Below are 15,987 nucleotides of genomic sequence, written 5' to 3'. Positions count from 1 at the left end.
GCAAGAGTTCTCGGTGATGTGATAAACAACGGATCAGTCTTCGAAGACGACCACCTTCCAGATCCGATCGTCGGCCGGAACAGCCACATGAACGAGGTGACCGACGCCCTCGCGCCGATCGAAGACGGCCAGCGCGCCGAGAACTGCTTTCTCTTCGGTCCCTCCGGAGCGGGGAAGACGACCGTCGCGAGGGCCGCTGTTCGCGAGCTCCGCCGCGAGATCCTCGACGTCCCGCACGCCTACGTGAACTGCTGGCGGGACTACACGCGGAACGCAGTTCTCGAACGACTCTCCCGCGACCTCGTCGGCGCAGCAGTCCCACGCTCCGCGTCGACGTCGACGCTGCTCGATCGCGTCCACCGGGACTTCAACGGCCCGGGCGTTGTCATCCTCGACGAAGTCGACCAGCTGCGCGAGACCGAGCTGCTCTACGACCTCCACGAGTTCCGCGGGCTCTCGTGGATCGGCATCGCGAACGACGAGGTCGACCTGCTCGCCGACCTGGACGAGCGTGTTCGCTCCCGCGTTTCGGTGGGTTACCGCGTCCGCTTCGACCGGTACGGTGAGGACACGATCGCGGAGATCCTGAAGCGCCGGGCGCGCGCCGGGCTCGGGCCGAACGCCGCGAGCGACGAGGTGTTCGAGACGATTGCGCGGCTCGCAGACGGCGACGCTCGCATGGGCATCACGACGCTCCGGGCGGCGGCGCGGAAGGCGAGCAGCGAGGGGCTGTCGAACATCCCGAAGCGGCTCGTTGAGGACTCGATCTCCGAGGCGGAGCAGGAGATCGCGCGGAAGACGTACTCGAAGCTCAACGATCATCAGCGCGTCGTGTACGATATCCTACTAGAGGATGGGCCCCTCATCCAGCGCGAACTCCACGAACGGTACTCCGAACGCCACGACGACCCGGTGAGCATCCGGTACTTCCGTGACGCTCACCTCTCGAAGCTGGAGCATTATGAGCTCGTAACGACCGAACGGACCTCTGGAAAGAAGGTATATGATCTCGCTGGCTGTGGCCCACATCTGAAACAGAGCTGAATTGATTACAGACATACATGACAAAAATAATTAGTACAGCGATATGTTGTGGTCACAGGAGGATTACTAATGGAACGTAAAGAGGCCGAAGAAATATTAGATGAAGTGAGTGGTGACGAACACTCATGGATAGACTTCAAAACCGATTATGAAATTGGAGGTATAAAAAACAAGAAAGTAGAATTCATCAAAGATGTTGCCTCATTATCGAACACAATCACAGATCATGATTTACATTATATTTTTGTAGGAGTTGATGACGATGGTGCTATTGTAGGAATAACAGAGGGAAGAGAATCTTACAGGGGTGAAGGCCCTCGACATATATTCAGTTACGATGAGAGTGACATACAAGAAATGATAGATAGCAATCTTGAGCCTGCTCCTATCGTTTCATGGCACAAATTCGATGCCTCAGATCCTGTGTTTGCATGTCTAACTATTGAGCCTCTTGACACCCCACCTACCCTGACAACAAATACCATTCAGAATTCAGCTGGAAATGTAGTCTTGCAAGAGGGCCTGATATATTTACGAAAAGGATCCGGGAAGAAAATTGCAGAAAAGCAAGATATTGAGAGAATTGTGAAATATAGGATTAATGCACAGCGAGAGCAAATCCTTGATGGAATACACAAAGCGATAGAGATCGGACCAGAATGGATCGAGAGAATTGGAACTAATTTGTCAGAGACAGGTGATATCCCTCTAGCTACAGTGGAGAACCCAGAGAATGCGGATTTACAAGTTACAGAGAGGATTACTCGTGAGCCAGCAAGTACGTTAGACGAACAGCTAAACGAAGATATCGCCCAATGGAGAGGTCGGGGAGACGATTATATAAATAAGCAAGCATTATATGAGTACTATTCACAGCCGGCCGAGTTGAAGCTAGACGATATTGCAATCAAGTTCTTAACACACAGCGCATTAAAGAATGATCTACTCGGGATATTTTGGCTAGAAAGAGCAGAACGGACTCTCCAGCGCGATATTATTACAAGTATCCCGAATTACTACCATAGAATTGAGCGTGCGGCTATGGTTTGCTTGATTATGGATGATAGAGAAGGCTATGACCAATTAACGTCCAAGTCAAAATATTCGGGTGATCATGGAGATCTTCGAATATGTAATCAGAAAATGGGAAATACCGTAGATGATCTAAGAAGATATCTCTTAGACGACGATCACAAGGGACAATACACACTCAAGCACCGAGATTATAAGAAAGAGATTAGCGTGAAAGATATGTCGGATACTGAGATTCGCAAGACAATACCAGATCTAAGCGCTGAATTGGTTGATTTGCATAGTCATTATCAGGAGAACAGGTTGTTCAATAGATATCATGAATTCCGTGATGCTCTTTGGGACCTAGAGGCAGAACTCGGGTTGCGAACGATGAACAAGGACAAATCTGATTGACCATTCGGAACACCATCCGGAACTCGTCTAACTCGCTCACGTCCTGCGTTTCTCGACCATCCGGAACCATATGGAACATCCTGTAGGACTCTCAAGAGGCAGTCCCGTCCACAGTCGGGTATGGCCTCGAAGCCACCTGTCCACGGCAGTAGCGCACGCACGAAAGAGTTCGATATCGACCTCGTCGCGGAGGGTATCCAAACCGGCACCGGGCCGTACAGCGCGAGCGTCGTCGTTAGCGTCGACGCGAATTCCACGCTCCGCATCGAGATCGAGGCGGCGAACGAACTGAACTGGGAGCTCGACGCGCGGATCGCCGACGGTTCACTGGAGATCGGCCGCGCGTTCAACGACGGCGATGGCGTTCCCGACGACGTGATTCCTAACTGGGTCAAGCGCGTCGGCGGTGTGATCGTCGACCGGATGGAGGACGATCGGGTATGAAACGGCGAGGTCGGGGAGGGTTACTACCAAGCCGGTCGGCTCGCCAGGATAAGAATCACGAACGCAATGGCGATGGATACGTAGCCCACGACATTCATCGCGCTGGTCCCAGTAAACGCCCCGATTGCGAGGAGTACAACGCCGCCAGCGAGTATCGCCATAGCCCAGACTACCGACTTAAACAGGTCGTCGATATCCCGCGGATTGAGTGTTTTTATCGCCATGGGCGGTCTCCCCAACCGACCCGGATCTACGTCTCTTTTTCCGAGTCGGCTGTCTTCTCAGTTGATCCTTCTTTCCGCTGGGGTGGTAAATCTTCCTCACCATCTTCCGATTCGCTGGTCGTCTCGGAGAGCGTCGCTTGTTCCGTATTTTCGCCGAAGAGATTCAGTGCCACCAGCGGGAAGAAAAGCACCACGATCGCTAGAAGTGACAAACCCACTCCAAGGAATGTCACGCTCGCCAGCCCCCACAGAGAGAGCCCGGACTCAAAAGCGAGACTCATCGAGGAGACGATCGCAAGGACGAACAGCAAGCTCGTCGCGATAAGGAGTCGGTTCACATACCTCAGTAGATCGTCAGGGACGAACTCGTTCAGTTCGTCCGTTCGGAGGATCTGGATCACCAGAATCGCGACTAGCGGAACAGAAATTGCGGTGATCTCTAGGACTGCGAGGGCGAGGCTGGTCATTCAGGCGCTCTCCCCCACATTCCTGATAGGCATATCACCGCTTACCACGCTGTCGCACAAAAAGGCTTCAGTCGGACCGGGCCTGGCCGTTGGACTACTCCTCGGTTTCGAGAAGTTCCCGACCCTCGTCCGTCAGCCACCACGCTGGATTCCTGCCGACCTTCTTGAAATCGAGCAGTTCCTCGTCAGCGAGCGCGTAGAGCCGCTTCCGAGTGCCCTGCTTAGAGAAATCGAGGTACTCAGCTACCTCGTTTGTCGTCAAAAAGTGGTCCGGAGACTGCTCGAAGAAACGGAGAATCTCCTTGTCGCTCACAGTCTCCTTCCGACCTGCCATTACTCAGATTACGAGACTCCGGGGTTATATCATTTTGTGGATGTTAGTTGCGTTGAACAAACTTTTCCAAAACAACTGGTTGCTCCAATACAACTAAGTGCCCACCCTTCTGAACGTGTAGCTACGGAAGCACTCTCGCGGACCCGTCGCTCGTCGATGGGTCCCTTCGAAAACGATGCGGACCCCGTGTTCCAGCACGGGTCCGCGTGGGCTTCCGTGTCTAGGGCACGAAAGCCATGTCAGCAAATCCGTCCGGGAACCTTCAAACTCCCGGCACAGACCACGGCGGTATCGTTCTCACTGGCGACAGCAACGCTTGTCCGGGGTGCGATCGCCCGCTCTCGACGCACGGCTACTCGTTCGAGGGCTTCGGCGGTTGCGCCACGCTGTCCCCGTGCGGCCTCGATGTCAGCGGCGTTCCGCTCCGGAACCTGCTCGACGCGATCGGCCGAGACACCTCGCAGTTCACAGATTCATGAGTTCCGACTCCACCACGCCGACGACCGACCCCGAGACGCACCGCATCCGCCACACCGACCTGACGACCTTCCAGATCGACGCCCTGACCGTCTGCGCGCGGCTGGAGTCCTCGCTGGGCGAGGTGAAGGGCCTCGCGATCAAGGACGGCCTCGAAGACGTCATCGAGAAGCCGGTGAACCACGGCCGCCTCTACCCGAACCTCGACGAGCTCGCCGCGAAGGGGCTCGTCGAGAAGGGGAAGATCGACGACCGGTCGAACTTCTACCGCGTCACCGAGGAGGGGTTCCGCGTCCTCGACGAGCGCCGCGACCACATCGCGCGAGCGATCGACGGAGGTGCGTGATGTCGGAGAACGCGCACGCCGGCACCGTCGCGGAGCAGCTTGCGATGGCCGGGGCCGACGGCAACGAGCCGACCGTCATCGAGGTGCCGATCACGCTCCACCGGAACGATCAGGGACTCCACGCGTGGGTCGACAAGAGCGCGGTCGGCGACGTGGTCGCGAACGAGATCGACATCGAGGAGGTCGAGCGCCGGCTGTTCAACCGCTTCCCGGAGATCCTCCTACGGAACGCGGAGGAGAACCTGACGCCGGAGTGGTGCCGGGAGCCGGACGAGGCGCCGCAGGTCGCGGTTGCGGAGTACTACCCCGATATCGAGCGACTCGGCGGCGTCGCGCTCTCCATAGAAGACCGACTCCAGTGGGCGATGATCCCGCGAGACGACGGAGGGGATGCGTGATGCCGGAAGTCGTCGAACGCGAGAAAGAGCGGACGTTCGAACTCACTGACCACACGGTCCAGCAGATTGCGGTCGAGACCGGAACATCGGTGCTGGCGACGTACGAGTGCGTCGACTGTGGCGCCAGCTCGAACTCGGTGCTGGTCTTCGATCAGTTGGACTGCGAGACCGGCGAGTTCGACCGCCCCGAGGCGCTCGGCGAGCCGTCGCCGGTGGATATGCGCGCCCATCGCGACGTTGAGGCGATCGTCGACGACCTAGAGCGCAACGAGAGCGTCGTGGAGGTCAAACTGAACACGATCGGCCGCGACCGAGTCAGTTCGCTCCGCGTTCGACTCACGGGCACTCTCCCCGGTACGAGAGACATCGGTTCGGTTCTCCGGGATCATGATCTCGTGATCGCCGGTTCCGGTGTGTCGCCGACGGGAGACATTAGCGTTCAGCTGACCTGTCCGGAGGTGACTCGGTTTGTCGCGTGAGTTAGAGGGCGAACTGGTCGACGATACAGTCGAGATCGAGGTCGTCGAGCTCCGCGTGGAGCTTCGCTTCAGCCGCTTCGGCGTCGGCATCGCTGCCGTACGCCCGCTGTTCGGAGAGGGAGTTTTCGAGACGGTCGAGATCGTCCTTACAGCCGGGACAGCAGATGACGACCGGGGCGTTCGCGAACCAGCCAAGGTCTCGCTCGTCTTCGAGGTACATCCGCCACTCGGGGTCGAGGTTCCACTCACTGGGTCGGCCGCGAATCTGCTTTCCGCAGCTGGCACAGGTGTCGGGGACGTCGTCGGTCATCGGTCTACCTCACGTATCTGCCATCACCAGCATCAGTCTTCGGGGGGTGTCGCGGCGTGAGCGGACTCGACTGGCCCGCCGGCTTCGGGCGGACGCCCGCCACCGAACGCGAGCGAAACAGGAGTTTCGAGGCGTCGATCGCTCAGACTACGGACGACCTCGCGACCGAGATGGGCCGGATGGACGTCGACGAGTGGCGCGGCGAGATCGGCAACTCGCACACGAAGTCGAACGGCCTGCCGCTCCACAACGCGAACCCGGACGACCCGGGCTTCGTCCTGCGATGGGTCGACGACGGCGAGCAGTTCGCTGTCGCGTGCGATGCGTCGCCGCAGCTCCGAGACAACCTTCGCTACGTGTTCAAGTGGGTCAACGAGACGCGGATGCGGAGCCAGCGCCCGGTACGGACGGGTGACTCCGAGTTTGCGGCGGCACGGCTTCCTCCTGGTGACGGAGGAGACGCGGTCGTCGCCGGTTCTGCCACGAGGCAACCGCCCCACGAAGTGCTCGGGGTCGATCCCAGCGCCTCCGAGAACGTCATCGAGTCGGTGGCCCGAGCTCGGAAGGCGGAGACGCACCCGGATAGCGGAGGCGATCAAGCCGAGTTCCAGCGCGTGAAGGAGGCGGAAAAGGCGATGCTGGAGGACCAGCGATGAGCTACCGGGCAGTCTGTTCGGAGTGTTCGTGGACCGGCGATGCATCGACTCTCTCCGGCGCCGGCCGGGACGCCGAGGAGCATCGCCAGGAGACTGGTCACGAGGCGAAGCTCGCGAGGGAGCTGTGATGAGCGGACGCAACGTCGAGAGCCGCGTCGTCGACGCCGAGCGCCCACTTACGGGGGTAACGTACGGGCCTGCGGGCGACGCCGACGGCTACGTCCTCACGCTGATCACGGCGAACGGACCGCTCGAAGTGGAGTTCAACGAGGAGGCGATGTACCTCCTCTGGACCGAGGTCCGCGGCACGCCGTGGCCCGATACGCCGACGCCGAGCGAGTCCGACCTGCTGGTGAAGCGGCTCGTCGAGCTCGCGAACGGCGCCGACGAGGAGATGCTGCGCGCTGCGATCCGCGCGCTGGGAGGTGAGCGATGAGGGACGACGAGTACGAGGCGCCGGCGGGCGGTGAGGAGCTGATCCCGATGGCGCCGCGCGAAGCGCTCGACATCTGGCTGGAGCGCCAGCAGATGGACAAGTCCGAGAGCACGGTCCAGAGCTATCGCTACCGTGTCAGGCCGTTCGTCGAGTTCCTCGAGGACGAGGGCATCGAGAACCTGAACGATCTGAACGGGCGTCACCTGCTCCGGTTCGACTCGATGCGTCGGTCGAGCGGTGACGTCCAGAAGAACACGCTGAACAACCAGCTCGGAACGATCCGACAGTTCCTGGAGTTCGGCATCAGGGCAAACGCGGTCGAGCCCGCGGTCGCCAGTCAAATCGATATCCCACAGGTCTCGAAGGACGAACGGATCAACCGCGAGAAGCTGCCGACGCAGCGCGCGAAGGACATCCTCGCGTACCTCGACCGGTTCGAGTACGCGAGTCGCGACCACGTCCTCGCGTTCCTGCTGTGGGAGACCGGCGCCCGGATCGGGTCGCTGCGCGCGCTCGACCTGGAGGACGTCTACTTGGAAGAGGACGACCTCGACCGGCTTCGGTACCAGGAGGACCTCGACGTCGGCGAGTCCGTCCTGGAGGAGATCCTCGGCGGCGTCGAGCTCCCGTTCCTCTACTTCCGACACCGGCCGGACACTGACACCCCGCTGAAAAAGAAGGCCAGCGGCGAGCGCCCGGTGAACATCTCGGAGGATCTCGGTGACGTGCTCCGTGACTACATCCAGTTCCTCCGGGCGGACGGTGAGGACGAGTACGGTCGGAAGGCCCTCCTCGCCTCGAAAAAGTCAGTCGGTCGGATCAGCCTCTCGGGGATTCGGATCCGCGCGTACGAGCTGACGCAGCCGTGCCAGGTCGGGAAGGAGTGTCCGCACGACCGCGATCCGCAGGATTGCGATGCACGCGTTAACGGCCAGCAGTCTCGGTGCCCGTCGGTCCGGTCGCCGCATAAGTGGCGGACGGGCTCGGTGACGTGGCATCGCGATCGCGGGTGGCCGCCGGAGGATATTGCGACGAAGATGGCGACCTCTGTGGAGCTGGTGAACAGCGTCTACGACCAACCTGAGAAGCTGAAACGGATGTCGATTCGTCGGCAGAATCTCGACAAACTATACGAAAAATGAACTTTAACGACACCACCAAATCGGATGAACCGCACTCTGAATCTACTCGCTGTCCTCAGCGGTCCCATAAACATTCTGGCTGGCTTTCATTATCGGATTTTGGAGCCGTATACCGCCCGAAAAGCGCATTTAACACGCACGTCCCGAGCGGCTCACCTCTGATTGTCGCGAGCCACCGCCGGAACTCGGCGGAACGCTGGTGCCGCCCTGACCGAGATCGGATACGACGAAGCGGTGACCGACCGGCTCCGATCGGAGTGGAGTATCCAGCGGCTATCAGCGAGGGGAGACGATCGGGCGTCGCGTTATCGCTTTTCCGTTTCGTTCATCCACTTGATGGCGGCCCCGACTCCGTCTTCCTCCCGGATTTCGAAGAACTTCCGTCCGGGAACGGTCTGGTGAGAGAGCGTCGCGAGATAGCCGCTGTTTCTGACCGCCGGGCGGTAGCCCTGCATCTCGACCACGTCGTTGAGCATGTGTTTCGTGATCTGGACGGTCGCTCCGGGCGTCTTTTTTATCGCCTCGACCTCAGACAGCGCCTCGTCCATCAGCTCGTCGTGAGGCACCGTTCGATTCACCATGCCGATGCGCTCGGCCTCCTCGGCGTCGATCGTCTTGCCGGTGTACAGCAGCTCTCGGGCGTGCTTGATCCCGATGACGAAGGGGTAGATCAACGAGAGCGGCAACCCGCCCATCCGGACGCCAGGGTAACCGAACGTCGCGCGATCGCTCCCGATCGTGATGTCACAAGTCAACGCCAGGTCGCTCCCGCCGGCGAGCGCCGCGCCGTTGACGGCCGCGATTACCGGCACCGTGAGCTCGTGAATCGTCGTGAAAAGCGGGAGGACCCGTTGTTGGCGCGCGATGCCGTCCTCGACGGTTGGTACGCCTCCGTCGTTCGTTCCGCCGGATTCCGAGAGGTCGTATCCCGAAGAGAAGGCGTCCCCGTTGCCCGTGATCACGACTGCCCGAACCCCGTCGGCCTCCTCGGCGGCTTCCACCGCGTCCGCGAGTTCGACGACGAGGGCCTCGCTCAGCGCGTTTTTCTTCTCCGGACGGTTCAGGCGAAGTATCGCCGCGCCGTCGACTGTCTCGCATTCGACGAGCCTGTCGTCAGTCATTCTCTGGAGATGGTCGCCTCAGGTAATCAAAACAGCGGTGCGATTCAGCGGTCGCAGGGACGGCCGTGTCTTTGCGACGACCTCGCCGAGGCGAAACTCACAGCCCGACCGAGGGAACACGGCACGGGCCGGGCGCCTCGGAGACCCCGCGGCGTACCGCTCCGGAACCACTAAACGCCGCACCGACCTACCACCGGTAATGGTCGATTGGACGGAGAAGTACCGCCCGAGCACCCTCTCGGAGGTCCGCGGCAACGACAAGGCCCGCGACGCGTTCGCGGAGTGGGCGCGCTCGTGGGACGACCACCGCGAGGCCGTCGTCCTCCACGGGAGCCCGGGCGTCGGGAAGACGAGCGCGGCCCACGCGCTCGCGAACGACATGGGGTGGGAGACGGTCGAGCTGAACGCCTCCGACCAGCGCACCGCCGACGTTATCGAGCGCTTCGCGGGCCGGGCCGCCCGCAACGCGACCCTCGGCGGGAGCGCGGCAGGGGGCGGCGCGGCCGGCGGCGACACGGCCTCCCGCCAGCTCGTGATCTTAGACGAGGCCGACAACATCCACGGCAACTACGACCGCGGCGGGGCCTCGGCGATCACGAAGCTCGTCAAGGAGTCGGGTCAGCCCATCGTCCTCATCGCCAACGACTACTACGACATGGCGCGGGGGCTCCGCAACGCCACCCAGGAGATCGAGTTCCGCGACGTCTCCGCGCGCTCCATCGTCCCCGTCCTTCGGGACGTCTGCCGGAAGGAGGGGATCGAGTTCGAGGCCGACGCCCTCCAGCGCATCGCCGAGCGAAATCGCGGCGACCTCCGCGGCGCGATCAACGACCTGCAGGCGGCGACCGAGGGACGCGACTCGATCGCGGTCGAAGACGTGGTCACCGGCGACCGCGACAAGGCGCTCGGGCTGTTTCCGTTCCTCGACACGGTCCTCAAAGAGGAGTCGGCGGAGGAGGCGCTCCAGTCGGCGTACGCCGTCGACGAGACGCCCGACGACCTCACGAAGTGGATCGAGAACAACGTCCTGGACGTGTACGAGCCCGCGGAGGCGGTCCGGGCGTACGACTTCCTCGCGAACGCCGACGTGTGGCTGGGCCGCGTGCGCGCCACGCAGAACTACACCTACTGGCGCTACGCGACCGACAACGCGGCCGCCGGGGTCGCCGCCGCCCGCGACGGGGAGAAGGGCGGGTGGACCCGGTACTCCCGCCCGCAGTTCTGGGGCTCCTCGGACGCGACCGCCGACGAGGTGGTCGGACGGATCGCGGCCGCGAGCGGCTGCAGCGTCGCGACCGCGCGCCGCGAGGTGCTCCCGTTCTTGGAGACGGTCACCCATCACTGCAAGCCCCGCGAGCTGACGGTCGCGATGGCGGCCGCCTACGACCTCGACGAGGCGGGCGTCGCCTTCGTCACCGGCTCCGGCGAGTCCACCAACAAGGTCGCGTCGGTCGTCGAGGACGCGCAGGCGCTCCGGGAGGAGCGGATGGAAGACCACGCCGAGGGCGCGTTCGCCGGCGGCGCGCGGGCAGCGGAGCTCGACGCCGACGCGGATCCGGCCGACGGTGACGCGGCCGCGGACGGGACCGACACCGATGCCAACGGCGGGCTCGGAGGCGGCGCGACCGCGGACGACGTCGCCGACGACGCCGGCGACGAGGGGGACGAGGACGACGGACAGGCGGGGCTAAGCGACTTCGTCTGAGGCCGCTGTCGTCCGCGGGCGCCGCGCGCCGCGCCGCTACTCCGTCGGCGAACCGCCCGATTCGGACGTGACGCCTCCTCGGTCGGACTCCGCCGATCCGGCCTCGTCGACGACGTCGACTCCCTCGAACTCGAAGCGTGCGCCGCCGCCGCGGCGCTCGGTGACGGACACGGACCAGCCGTGGGCCTCGGCGATCCGCTCCACGATCGCGAGCCCGAAGCCGGTGCCGTCGTCCGCGGTCGTGTGGCCGGGTTCGAACACCGCCTCTCGCTCCGAGGGCTCGATCCCGGGACCGTCGTCCGCGACGTAGAACCCGCCGGGAAGGGTACCGACGAATATCCGGAGCGACGCGTCCCGAGGCGCGACGTCTCCGTTCCCGTCGTCGGCGAACGGTCCGGGTGCGGCGTCGTCGTCCGCACCGACGTCGCCGGGGAGCTCGCTCGGCGAGCAGTCGCCCGGCGCCCCGTGTTCGATCGCGTTCCGAAAGAGGTTCTCCAGCGCCTGTCGGAGCCGGCTGCGGTCGCATTCGATCGCCGGGAGCGGACCGTCGACGACGAGTGCGACCTCGGGACCCGATCCCACCGTGCGCCACGCCGCGTCGACGACTGAACGCAGGTCGACCGTCGCGGTCTCCTCGACCGAGCGGCCCTCGCGGGCGAGCGTCAGGAGGTCCGAGATGAGGTCGTCCATCCAGTCGAGGGCGTCGTGGGCTCGGTCCAGCCGTTCGTCGGCCGCTTCGCCCTCGAACTCCTTCGCCAGTTCGACGTTTCCGACGGCGACCGAGAGCGGGTTCCGGAGGTCGTGCGAGACGACGCTGGCGAATTCCTCCAGCCGCTCTCGCTCCCGTTCCAGCCGGCGCCGGCGCTCGGCGCGTTCGCTCGCGGGCAGGAGGTACCCGACCACGTCGCCGCTCTCGTCGCGGCGCCCGCACTCTCGGACCCACGTCTGGTCGTCACCGATCGCGAGCCGGTACGTGACGTCGACTGTCCCGTCGTCGAGCGCCGATCGGAGCCGTTCGCGGTCCGCTTCCGCCGTGGCCTCCAACCAGTCGGTCTGAGGGAGAGCGTCGGCGTCCAGTCGCGGCTCGCCACCGGCCTCGACGACGAACCGGCTCGGGTCGCCGTTTGGCCGTCGATACGCGACCCCCGGTCGACGCTCCATCGGCGAATTCACGTTCAGACCGCTATCTTGTAGGATATTAAACCTTACCTAACTATCAATCGCCTTACCATCGATATCAACGCCAGCTCATATGAAATCAAGCAGAAGGGCGGCGAAAAGAGCGTTTCGCGTCGGACGCGCGATCCGCTGGTACGCGCCGTGACTCGTTTTATCACAAACAAAATAGGTGTCTGACGGGCTGAATCCGGTCTCAATCGCCGCCGTTCGATCTCGGGCGGGTTTTACGACGCTCCGTTCCCACCACCCGGCATGCGCGCGGCGATCCTTCGCGAGTACGGCGAACCGCTGGCGGTCCGCGACGTGCCCGCCCCCGAGCCCGGACCGGCCGAGGTCGTGATTCGGGTGGAGGCCTGCGGCGTCTGCCGGAGCGACTGGCACGCCTGGATGGGACACGGCGAGTGGGCGGACGACCGCGTCCCCCGCGGGCAGGTCCTCGGACACGAACCCGCGGGCGAGGTGGTCGCCGTCGGGCGGTCGGTGGACCGGTTCGCGCCCGGCGACCGCGTCGTCGTCCCCTTCTCGCTCGGCGACGGCACCTGTCCGTACTGCCGCCGGGGCGCCGGCAACGTCTGCGCCGACGGGCGCGCGCTCGGTTTCGAGCCCGACGCGCCAGGCGCGTTCGCGGAACGGGTGGCCGTCCCGAACGCCGATTACAACCTCGTCGAGCGGCCGCCGTGGCTCGACGCGACCGCCGCGGCCGCGCTCGGCTGCCGGTACATGACCGCATACCACGCGCTCGCCGAGCGGGCCGGGCTCGGCGGCGGCGACCGGCTCGCCGTCCACGGCTGCGGGGGCGTCGGGCTCTCCGCGGTCCAGCTCGGCGACGCGCTCGGCGCCCGGGTCGTCGCCGTCGACGTCGACGACGACGCGCTCTCGCTCGCGCGCGACCTCGGCGCCGACGCGCTCGTGAACCCGACCGAACTCGGGGACGCGACTGACGTTCCGGAGCGCGTCAGAGCCCTCACAGACGGCGGCGCCGACGTCTCCGTCGACGCGCTCGGGATCGCCGAGACCTGCCGGAACTCAGTCCGCTCCGTGCGACCCCGCGGGACGCACGTCCAAGTGGGGCTGACCACCGAGGCCGAGCGCGGCGAGGTGTCGCTGCCGACCGACTGGATGACCCGCTGGGAGGTGTCCTTTCTCGGCTCGCGCGGGATGCCGCCGACGAGCTACGGGGACCTGTTCGCGCTCGTCGAGGCGACCGACGTCGACCCCGGCGCGCTCGTGAGCGACGAGATCGGGCTCTCGGCCGTCTCGGGCCGACTCGCCGCGCTGGGCGAGTACGAGGTGCACGGCGTCGAGGTCATCACGGAGTTCGAGGGGTAGCTCACTCCTCCCGATCGGCGCCCAGCCCGGGGATCGCGACCGCGTCCTCGACGCGACCCATCAGCTTCGAGGCGGTGAGGACTAACGCGAGGTACGTCACGCCGGTCACGACGAAGATGAGCGTGTACCGGAACGTCTCGGCGGCGATCCGATCGGCCCGGTAGTACAGCTCCGGGACCGTGATGAACGCCGCCAGCGACGAGTACTTGATCAGGTAGACGAACTCGTTGGTCCACGAGGGGATCGCGTAGCGGAGCCCCTGCGGGAGCACCACGTAGGAGATCGTCTCCAGCTTCGAGAGACCGATCGCGCGGCCGGCGGTGATCTGGCCCTCATCGACGCTCTCGATGGCGCCGCGGATGTACTCCGCCTGATAGGCGGCGCCGTTGAGCGTGAATCCGACGATAGCCACCCACACCACGTTGCGCGGGAAGACGCCGGAAAGCGCGGCCGGGACGTAGCTCGCGAGGTTGAGTCCGTAATAAAGCACGAACAGCTGGGCCAAGAGGGGCGTGCCGCGCAACAGCTCCGTGTACGCGAGCGAGACCCACGCCGAGAACCGACCGTACACCCGCGTCACCGCCAGCGGGACGGCCATGAAGAAGCCGAGGACGAGGCTCACGGCGGTGATCACGACGGTGAGCCACGTCCCGCGCGCGAGCTCGGGCGTGAGTTCGACCACGAACGCGGCGTCGGCCGCGTACGCCGCGAGGCCGGGGAGCGCAGCGAGCGTCGACTCGACCGCCGCCGCCGACACCAGCGGGTCGCCGACCGGCACGAGGACCCCGCCGAGCCATCGGTTGCCCCAGCTGACGACGAGCCAGCTCCAGAACAGCGCACCGGCGGCGACGAGGAGGAGCCGGCCGACGGAGCGGTCGGAGTCGGCCACGCGCTCGCGGACTGTCGTGGGTCTCGTCGCGCTCGCCATCAGTCGTGACTCGCGATGCGTTCGAGGAAGCGGCCGGTCCGCTCCTTCTCCGGTCGTTCGAACAGCTGGTCCGGCGGCCCCCGCTCGACGACGTGCCCCTCGTCGAGGAACACGACCTCGTCGGCCACCTCGCGGGCGAAGCTCATCTCGTGGGTGACGACGAGCATCGTCATCCCCTCATCGACGAGCCCGTGCATCACCTCCAACACCTCGCCGATGAGCTCCGGGTCCAGGGCGCTCGTCGGCTCGTCGAATAACATGAGCTTCGGCTCCATCGCCAGCGCGCGCGCGATACCGACTCGCTGCTGTTGACCCCCGGACAGCTCCGCGGGGTAGGAGTCGAGCTGGTCGGCGAGGCCGACGCGGTCGAGCTGGTCCTCCGCGCGCTCCCGAGCGTCGGCCTCCGAGAGTCCGAGGACCCGACGGGGACCGAGCGCGACGTTGTTAAGCGCGGTGAGGTGCGCGAACAGATTGAACCCCTGGAACACCATGCCGACCTCCCGGCGGAGGTCGTCGACGTCGAGGTCCGGCGAGAGCACCTCCTCGCCGTCGAGCCGGATCGACCCCTCCTGCGCCTCCGCGAGCCGGTTGACACAGCGCAGCATCGTCGACTTGCCGGAGCCGGACGGGCCGATCAGGACGGTCACGTCGCCGCGGTCCATCTCGAAGGAGACGTCGTGAAGCACCTGCTCGTCGCCGTACCACTTCGAGACGTCGGACACGGTGAGGAAGTCGCCGTCACTCACGCCGACTCACCCTCCGGGATCGCGTAGTAGCTGCCGAGGCGGTCGAGCGCGCGGTTCGTCGTGAACGTGAGGACGAAGTAGATTGCACTGATAAAGAGGATGACTTCGAGCACCGCGGTCGTCTGCTCCGAGAACAGGTCGTACCCGCGGGTCAGCAGTTCGGCGAGCCCGATCGCGAAGACGATACTCGTGTCCTTCAACACGATCGTGAACTCGTTTTGGAACCCGGGGATCGACCGGCGCAGGGCCTGCGGCACGACGACGTACCGGACCGCCTCGAACCGCGAGAGCCCGATGGACCGGCCGGCCTCCAGCTGTCCGGCGTCGACGCTCGACAGCGCCGCGCGGAAGATCTGCGACTGGTAGGCGGCGCTGCGGAGGCCGAGGCCGAGTATCCCGGCGGTGACCGCCGAGGAGACCGACGCGACCCCGAGGTTGATCTGCGGGACGCCGACGACGAAGTACATCACGATGAGGATCACGACGATCGGCGTCCCCCGGAGAACGACGCCCGCGACGCTGACGGCTCGTTTGAGATACCCGTCGCCGTACACCTCGATCGCGCCCGCCGGGAAGCCGACGAGGAAGCCGAGGAGGATCGACGCGATGGTGAGCCCGATCGTCAACAGGGCGCCGACGCCGAGGTAGTCGGCGTTCCTGAGGACGAACTCCCAGTCTGCGGCCTCGCCGATGAACGCGGGAGCGATTCCGGCCGGTCGTGTCCCGGTCACGGCTTGAGCCGCAGGGTCGAGACTCTCGGCCGCCACGAGCGCGAGCGTCCCGGAGACCGACAT

21 protein-coding genes are annotated in these 15,987 nt (G+C 64.2%); 12 read left to right on the top strand and 9 right to left on the bottom strand.

From position 1 onward, the window contains the following. Positions 1-87: 87 nt before the first annotated feature. The 3 genes from Hrr1229_RS12860 to Hrr1229_RS12850 all read left to right on the top strand — a co-directional run bounded on the left by Hrr1229_RS12860 (position 88) and on the right by Hrr1229_RS12850 (position 2,916). Positions 88-1,044 carry a Cdc6/Cdc18 family protein gene (locus tag Hrr1229_RS12860; protein WP_255212590.1) on the top strand — a complete coding sequence of 319 codons (957 nt, stop codon included), beginning with the start codon at positions 88-90 and terminating at the stop codon, positions 1,042-1,044. 69 nt (positions 1,045-1,113) lie between these two features. Then, on the top strand, positions 1,114-2,472 hold the full coding sequence (locus tag Hrr1229_RS12855) for an ATP-binding protein (protein ID WP_123112523.1): 1,359 nt from the start codon (positions 1,114-1,116) through the stop codon (positions 2,470-2,472). 120 nt (positions 2,473-2,592) lie between these two features. Further along, positions 2,593-2,916: a hypothetical protein gene (locus Hrr1229_RS12850; protein WP_123112524.1), complete on the top strand. Its 324-nt coding sequence runs from the start codon at positions 2,593-2,595 to the stop codon at positions 2,914-2,916. Positions 2,917-2,939: 23 nt separating this feature from the next. Here Hrr1229_RS12850 and Hrr1229_RS12845 read toward each other — a convergent pair whose 3' ends face one another. The 3 genes from Hrr1229_RS12845 to Hrr1229_RS12835 form a co-directional block, all read right to left on the bottom strand. Next, on the bottom strand, positions 2,940-3,140 hold the full coding sequence (locus Hrr1229_RS12845) for a hypothetical protein (protein WP_123112525.1): 201 nt from the start codon (positions 3,138-3,140) through the stop codon (positions 2,940-2,942). 26 nt (positions 3,141-3,166) lie between these two features. Continuing rightward, positions 3,167-3,607 carry a hypothetical protein gene (locus tag Hrr1229_RS12840; RefSeq protein ID WP_123112526.1) on the bottom strand — a complete coding sequence of 147 codons (441 nt, stop codon included), beginning with the start codon at positions 3,605-3,607 and terminating at the stop codon, positions 3,167-3,169. A 94-nt stretch (positions 3,608-3,701) separates the two neighbouring features. Beyond that, entirely contained in the window at positions 3,702-3,941 is a 240-nt protein-coding gene (locus tag Hrr1229_RS12835; RefSeq protein ID WP_123112527.1) for a hypothetical protein, read from the bottom strand. A 475-nt stretch (positions 3,942-4,416) separates the two neighbouring features. Here Hrr1229_RS12835 and Hrr1229_RS12830 point away from each other — a divergent pair, with 475 nt between their 5' ends. Genes Hrr1229_RS12830 through Hrr1229_RS12820 form a run of 3 tightly spaced genes read left to right on the top strand, consistent with a single transcriptional unit; the run spans position 4,417 to position 5,641 of the window. Then, positions 4,417-4,764, top strand: coding sequence for a helix-turn-helix transcriptional regulator (locus tag Hrr1229_RS12830; RefSeq protein WP_123112529.1), 348 nt, complete (start codon positions 4,417-4,419; stop codon positions 4,762-4,764). Continuing rightward, on the top strand, positions 4,764-5,162 hold the full coding sequence (locus tag Hrr1229_RS12825; protein WP_123112530.1) for a hypothetical protein: 399 nt from the start codon (positions 4,764-4,766) through the stop codon (positions 5,160-5,162). The genes Hrr1229_RS12830 and Hrr1229_RS12825 overlap by 1 nt, the downstream gene beginning before the upstream one ends. Further along, positions 5,162-5,641 carry a hypothetical protein gene (locus tag Hrr1229_RS12820; protein ID WP_123112531.1) on the top strand — a complete coding sequence of 160 codons (480 nt, stop codon included), beginning with the start codon at positions 5,162-5,164 and terminating at the stop codon, positions 5,639-5,641. Before Hrr1229_RS12825 ends, Hrr1229_RS12820 begins: the two co-directional genes overlap by 1 nt. A 1-nt stretch (position 5,642) precedes the next feature. Here Hrr1229_RS12820 and Hrr1229_RS12815 read toward each other — a convergent pair whose 3' ends face one another. Further along, positions 5,643-5,951, bottom strand: coding sequence for a hypothetical protein (locus Hrr1229_RS12815; protein WP_123112532.1), 309 nt, complete (start codon positions 5,949-5,951; stop codon positions 5,643-5,645). Positions 5,952-6,007: 56 nt separating this feature from the next. Here Hrr1229_RS12815 and Hrr1229_RS12810 point away from each other — a divergent pair, with 56 nt between their 5' ends. Genes Hrr1229_RS12810 through Hrr1229_RS12800 form a run of 4 tightly spaced genes read left to right on the top strand, consistent with a single transcriptional unit; the run spans position 6,008 to position 8,185 of the window. Next, positions 6,008-6,607: a J domain-containing protein gene (locus tag Hrr1229_RS12810; protein ID WP_123112533.1), complete on the top strand. Its 600-nt coding sequence runs from the start codon at positions 6,008-6,010 to the stop codon at positions 6,605-6,607. Next, a complete protein-coding gene (locus Hrr1229_RS18220) occupies positions 6,604-6,735 on the top strand; it encodes a hypothetical protein (RefSeq protein ID WP_255212504.1) in 132 nt (43 codons plus the stop codon). The genes Hrr1229_RS12810 and Hrr1229_RS18220 overlap by 4 nt, the downstream gene beginning before the upstream one ends. After that, positions 6,735-7,043 carry a hypothetical protein gene (locus tag Hrr1229_RS12805; RefSeq protein WP_123112534.1) on the top strand — a complete coding sequence of 103 codons (309 nt, stop codon included), beginning with the start codon at positions 6,735-6,737 and terminating at the stop codon, positions 7,041-7,043. Before Hrr1229_RS18220 ends, Hrr1229_RS12805 begins: the two co-directional genes overlap by 1 nt. Further along, the gene (locus Hrr1229_RS12800; protein ID WP_123112535.1) at positions 7,040-8,185 is read left to right on the top strand and encodes a site-specific integrase; all 1,146 of its coding nucleotides are present in this window, start codon (positions 7,040-7,042) and stop codon (positions 8,183-8,185) included. Before Hrr1229_RS12805 ends, Hrr1229_RS12800 begins: the two co-directional genes overlap by 4 nt. Positions 8,186-8,490: 305 nt before the next feature. Here Hrr1229_RS12800 and Hrr1229_RS12795 read toward each other — a convergent pair whose 3' ends face one another. Then, positions 8,491-9,306, bottom strand: a complete 816-nt coding sequence (locus tag Hrr1229_RS12795) for an enoyl-CoA hydratase/isomerase family protein (protein ID WP_123112536.1) — start codon at positions 9,304-9,306, stop codon at positions 8,491-8,493. A 199-nt stretch (positions 9,307-9,505) separates the two neighbouring features. On the opposite strand from Hrr1229_RS12795, the gene Hrr1229_RS12790 reads away from it, so the two are divergent. After that, positions 9,506-11,011: a replication factor C large subunit gene (locus Hrr1229_RS12790; protein WP_123112537.1), complete on the top strand. Its 1,506-nt coding sequence runs from the start codon at positions 9,506-9,508 to the stop codon at positions 11,009-11,011. A 36-nt stretch (positions 11,012-11,047) separates the two neighbouring features. Here Hrr1229_RS12790 and Hrr1229_RS12785 read toward each other — a convergent pair whose 3' ends face one another. Beyond that, complete coding sequence (locus Hrr1229_RS12785) at positions 11,048-12,172, bottom strand: HAMP domain-containing sensor histidine kinase (protein WP_123114830.1); 1,125 nt, start codon at positions 12,170-12,172, stop codon at positions 11,048-11,050. 270 nt (positions 12,173-12,442) lie between these two features. On the opposite strand from Hrr1229_RS12785, the gene Hrr1229_RS12780 reads away from it, so the two are divergent. Then, entirely contained in the window at positions 12,443-13,519 is a 1,077-nt protein-coding gene (locus Hrr1229_RS12780) for a zinc-dependent alcohol dehydrogenase family protein (RefSeq protein ID WP_123112538.1), read from the top strand. Between the two features lies 1 nt (position 13,520). On the opposite strand, the gene Hrr1229_RS12775 is transcribed toward Hrr1229_RS12780, so the two are convergent. From Hrr1229_RS12775 to Hrr1229_RS12765, 3 genes are read right to left on the bottom strand one after another with little or no spacing between them, the layout of a single operon-like run. Then, on the bottom strand, positions 13,521-14,447 hold the full coding sequence (locus Hrr1229_RS12775) for an amino acid ABC transporter permease (RefSeq protein WP_123112539.1): 927 nt from the start codon (positions 14,445-14,447) through the stop codon (positions 13,521-13,523). Further along, positions 14,447-15,193, bottom strand: a complete 747-nt coding sequence (locus tag Hrr1229_RS12770; RefSeq protein WP_123112540.1) for an amino acid ABC transporter ATP-binding protein — start codon at positions 15,191-15,193, stop codon at positions 14,447-14,449. The genes Hrr1229_RS12775 and Hrr1229_RS12770 overlap by 1 nt, the downstream gene beginning before the upstream one ends. Continuing rightward, the gene (locus Hrr1229_RS12765) at positions 15,190-15,987 is read right to left on the bottom strand and encodes an amino acid ABC transporter permease (protein WP_123112541.1); all 798 of its coding nucleotides are present in this window, start codon (positions 15,985-15,987) and stop codon (positions 15,190-15,192) included. The genes Hrr1229_RS12770 and Hrr1229_RS12765 overlap by 4 nt, the downstream gene beginning before the upstream one ends.

Origin of the sequence: Halorubrum sp. CBA1229 (assembly GCF_003721435.2) — an archaeon.
Classification (GTDB): domain Archaea; phylum Halobacteriota; class Halobacteria; order Halobacteriales; family Haloferacaceae; genus Halorubrum.
Note: the sequence above shows the minus strand (reverse complement) of the source record. Positions and strands in the feature narration are given on the sequence as shown.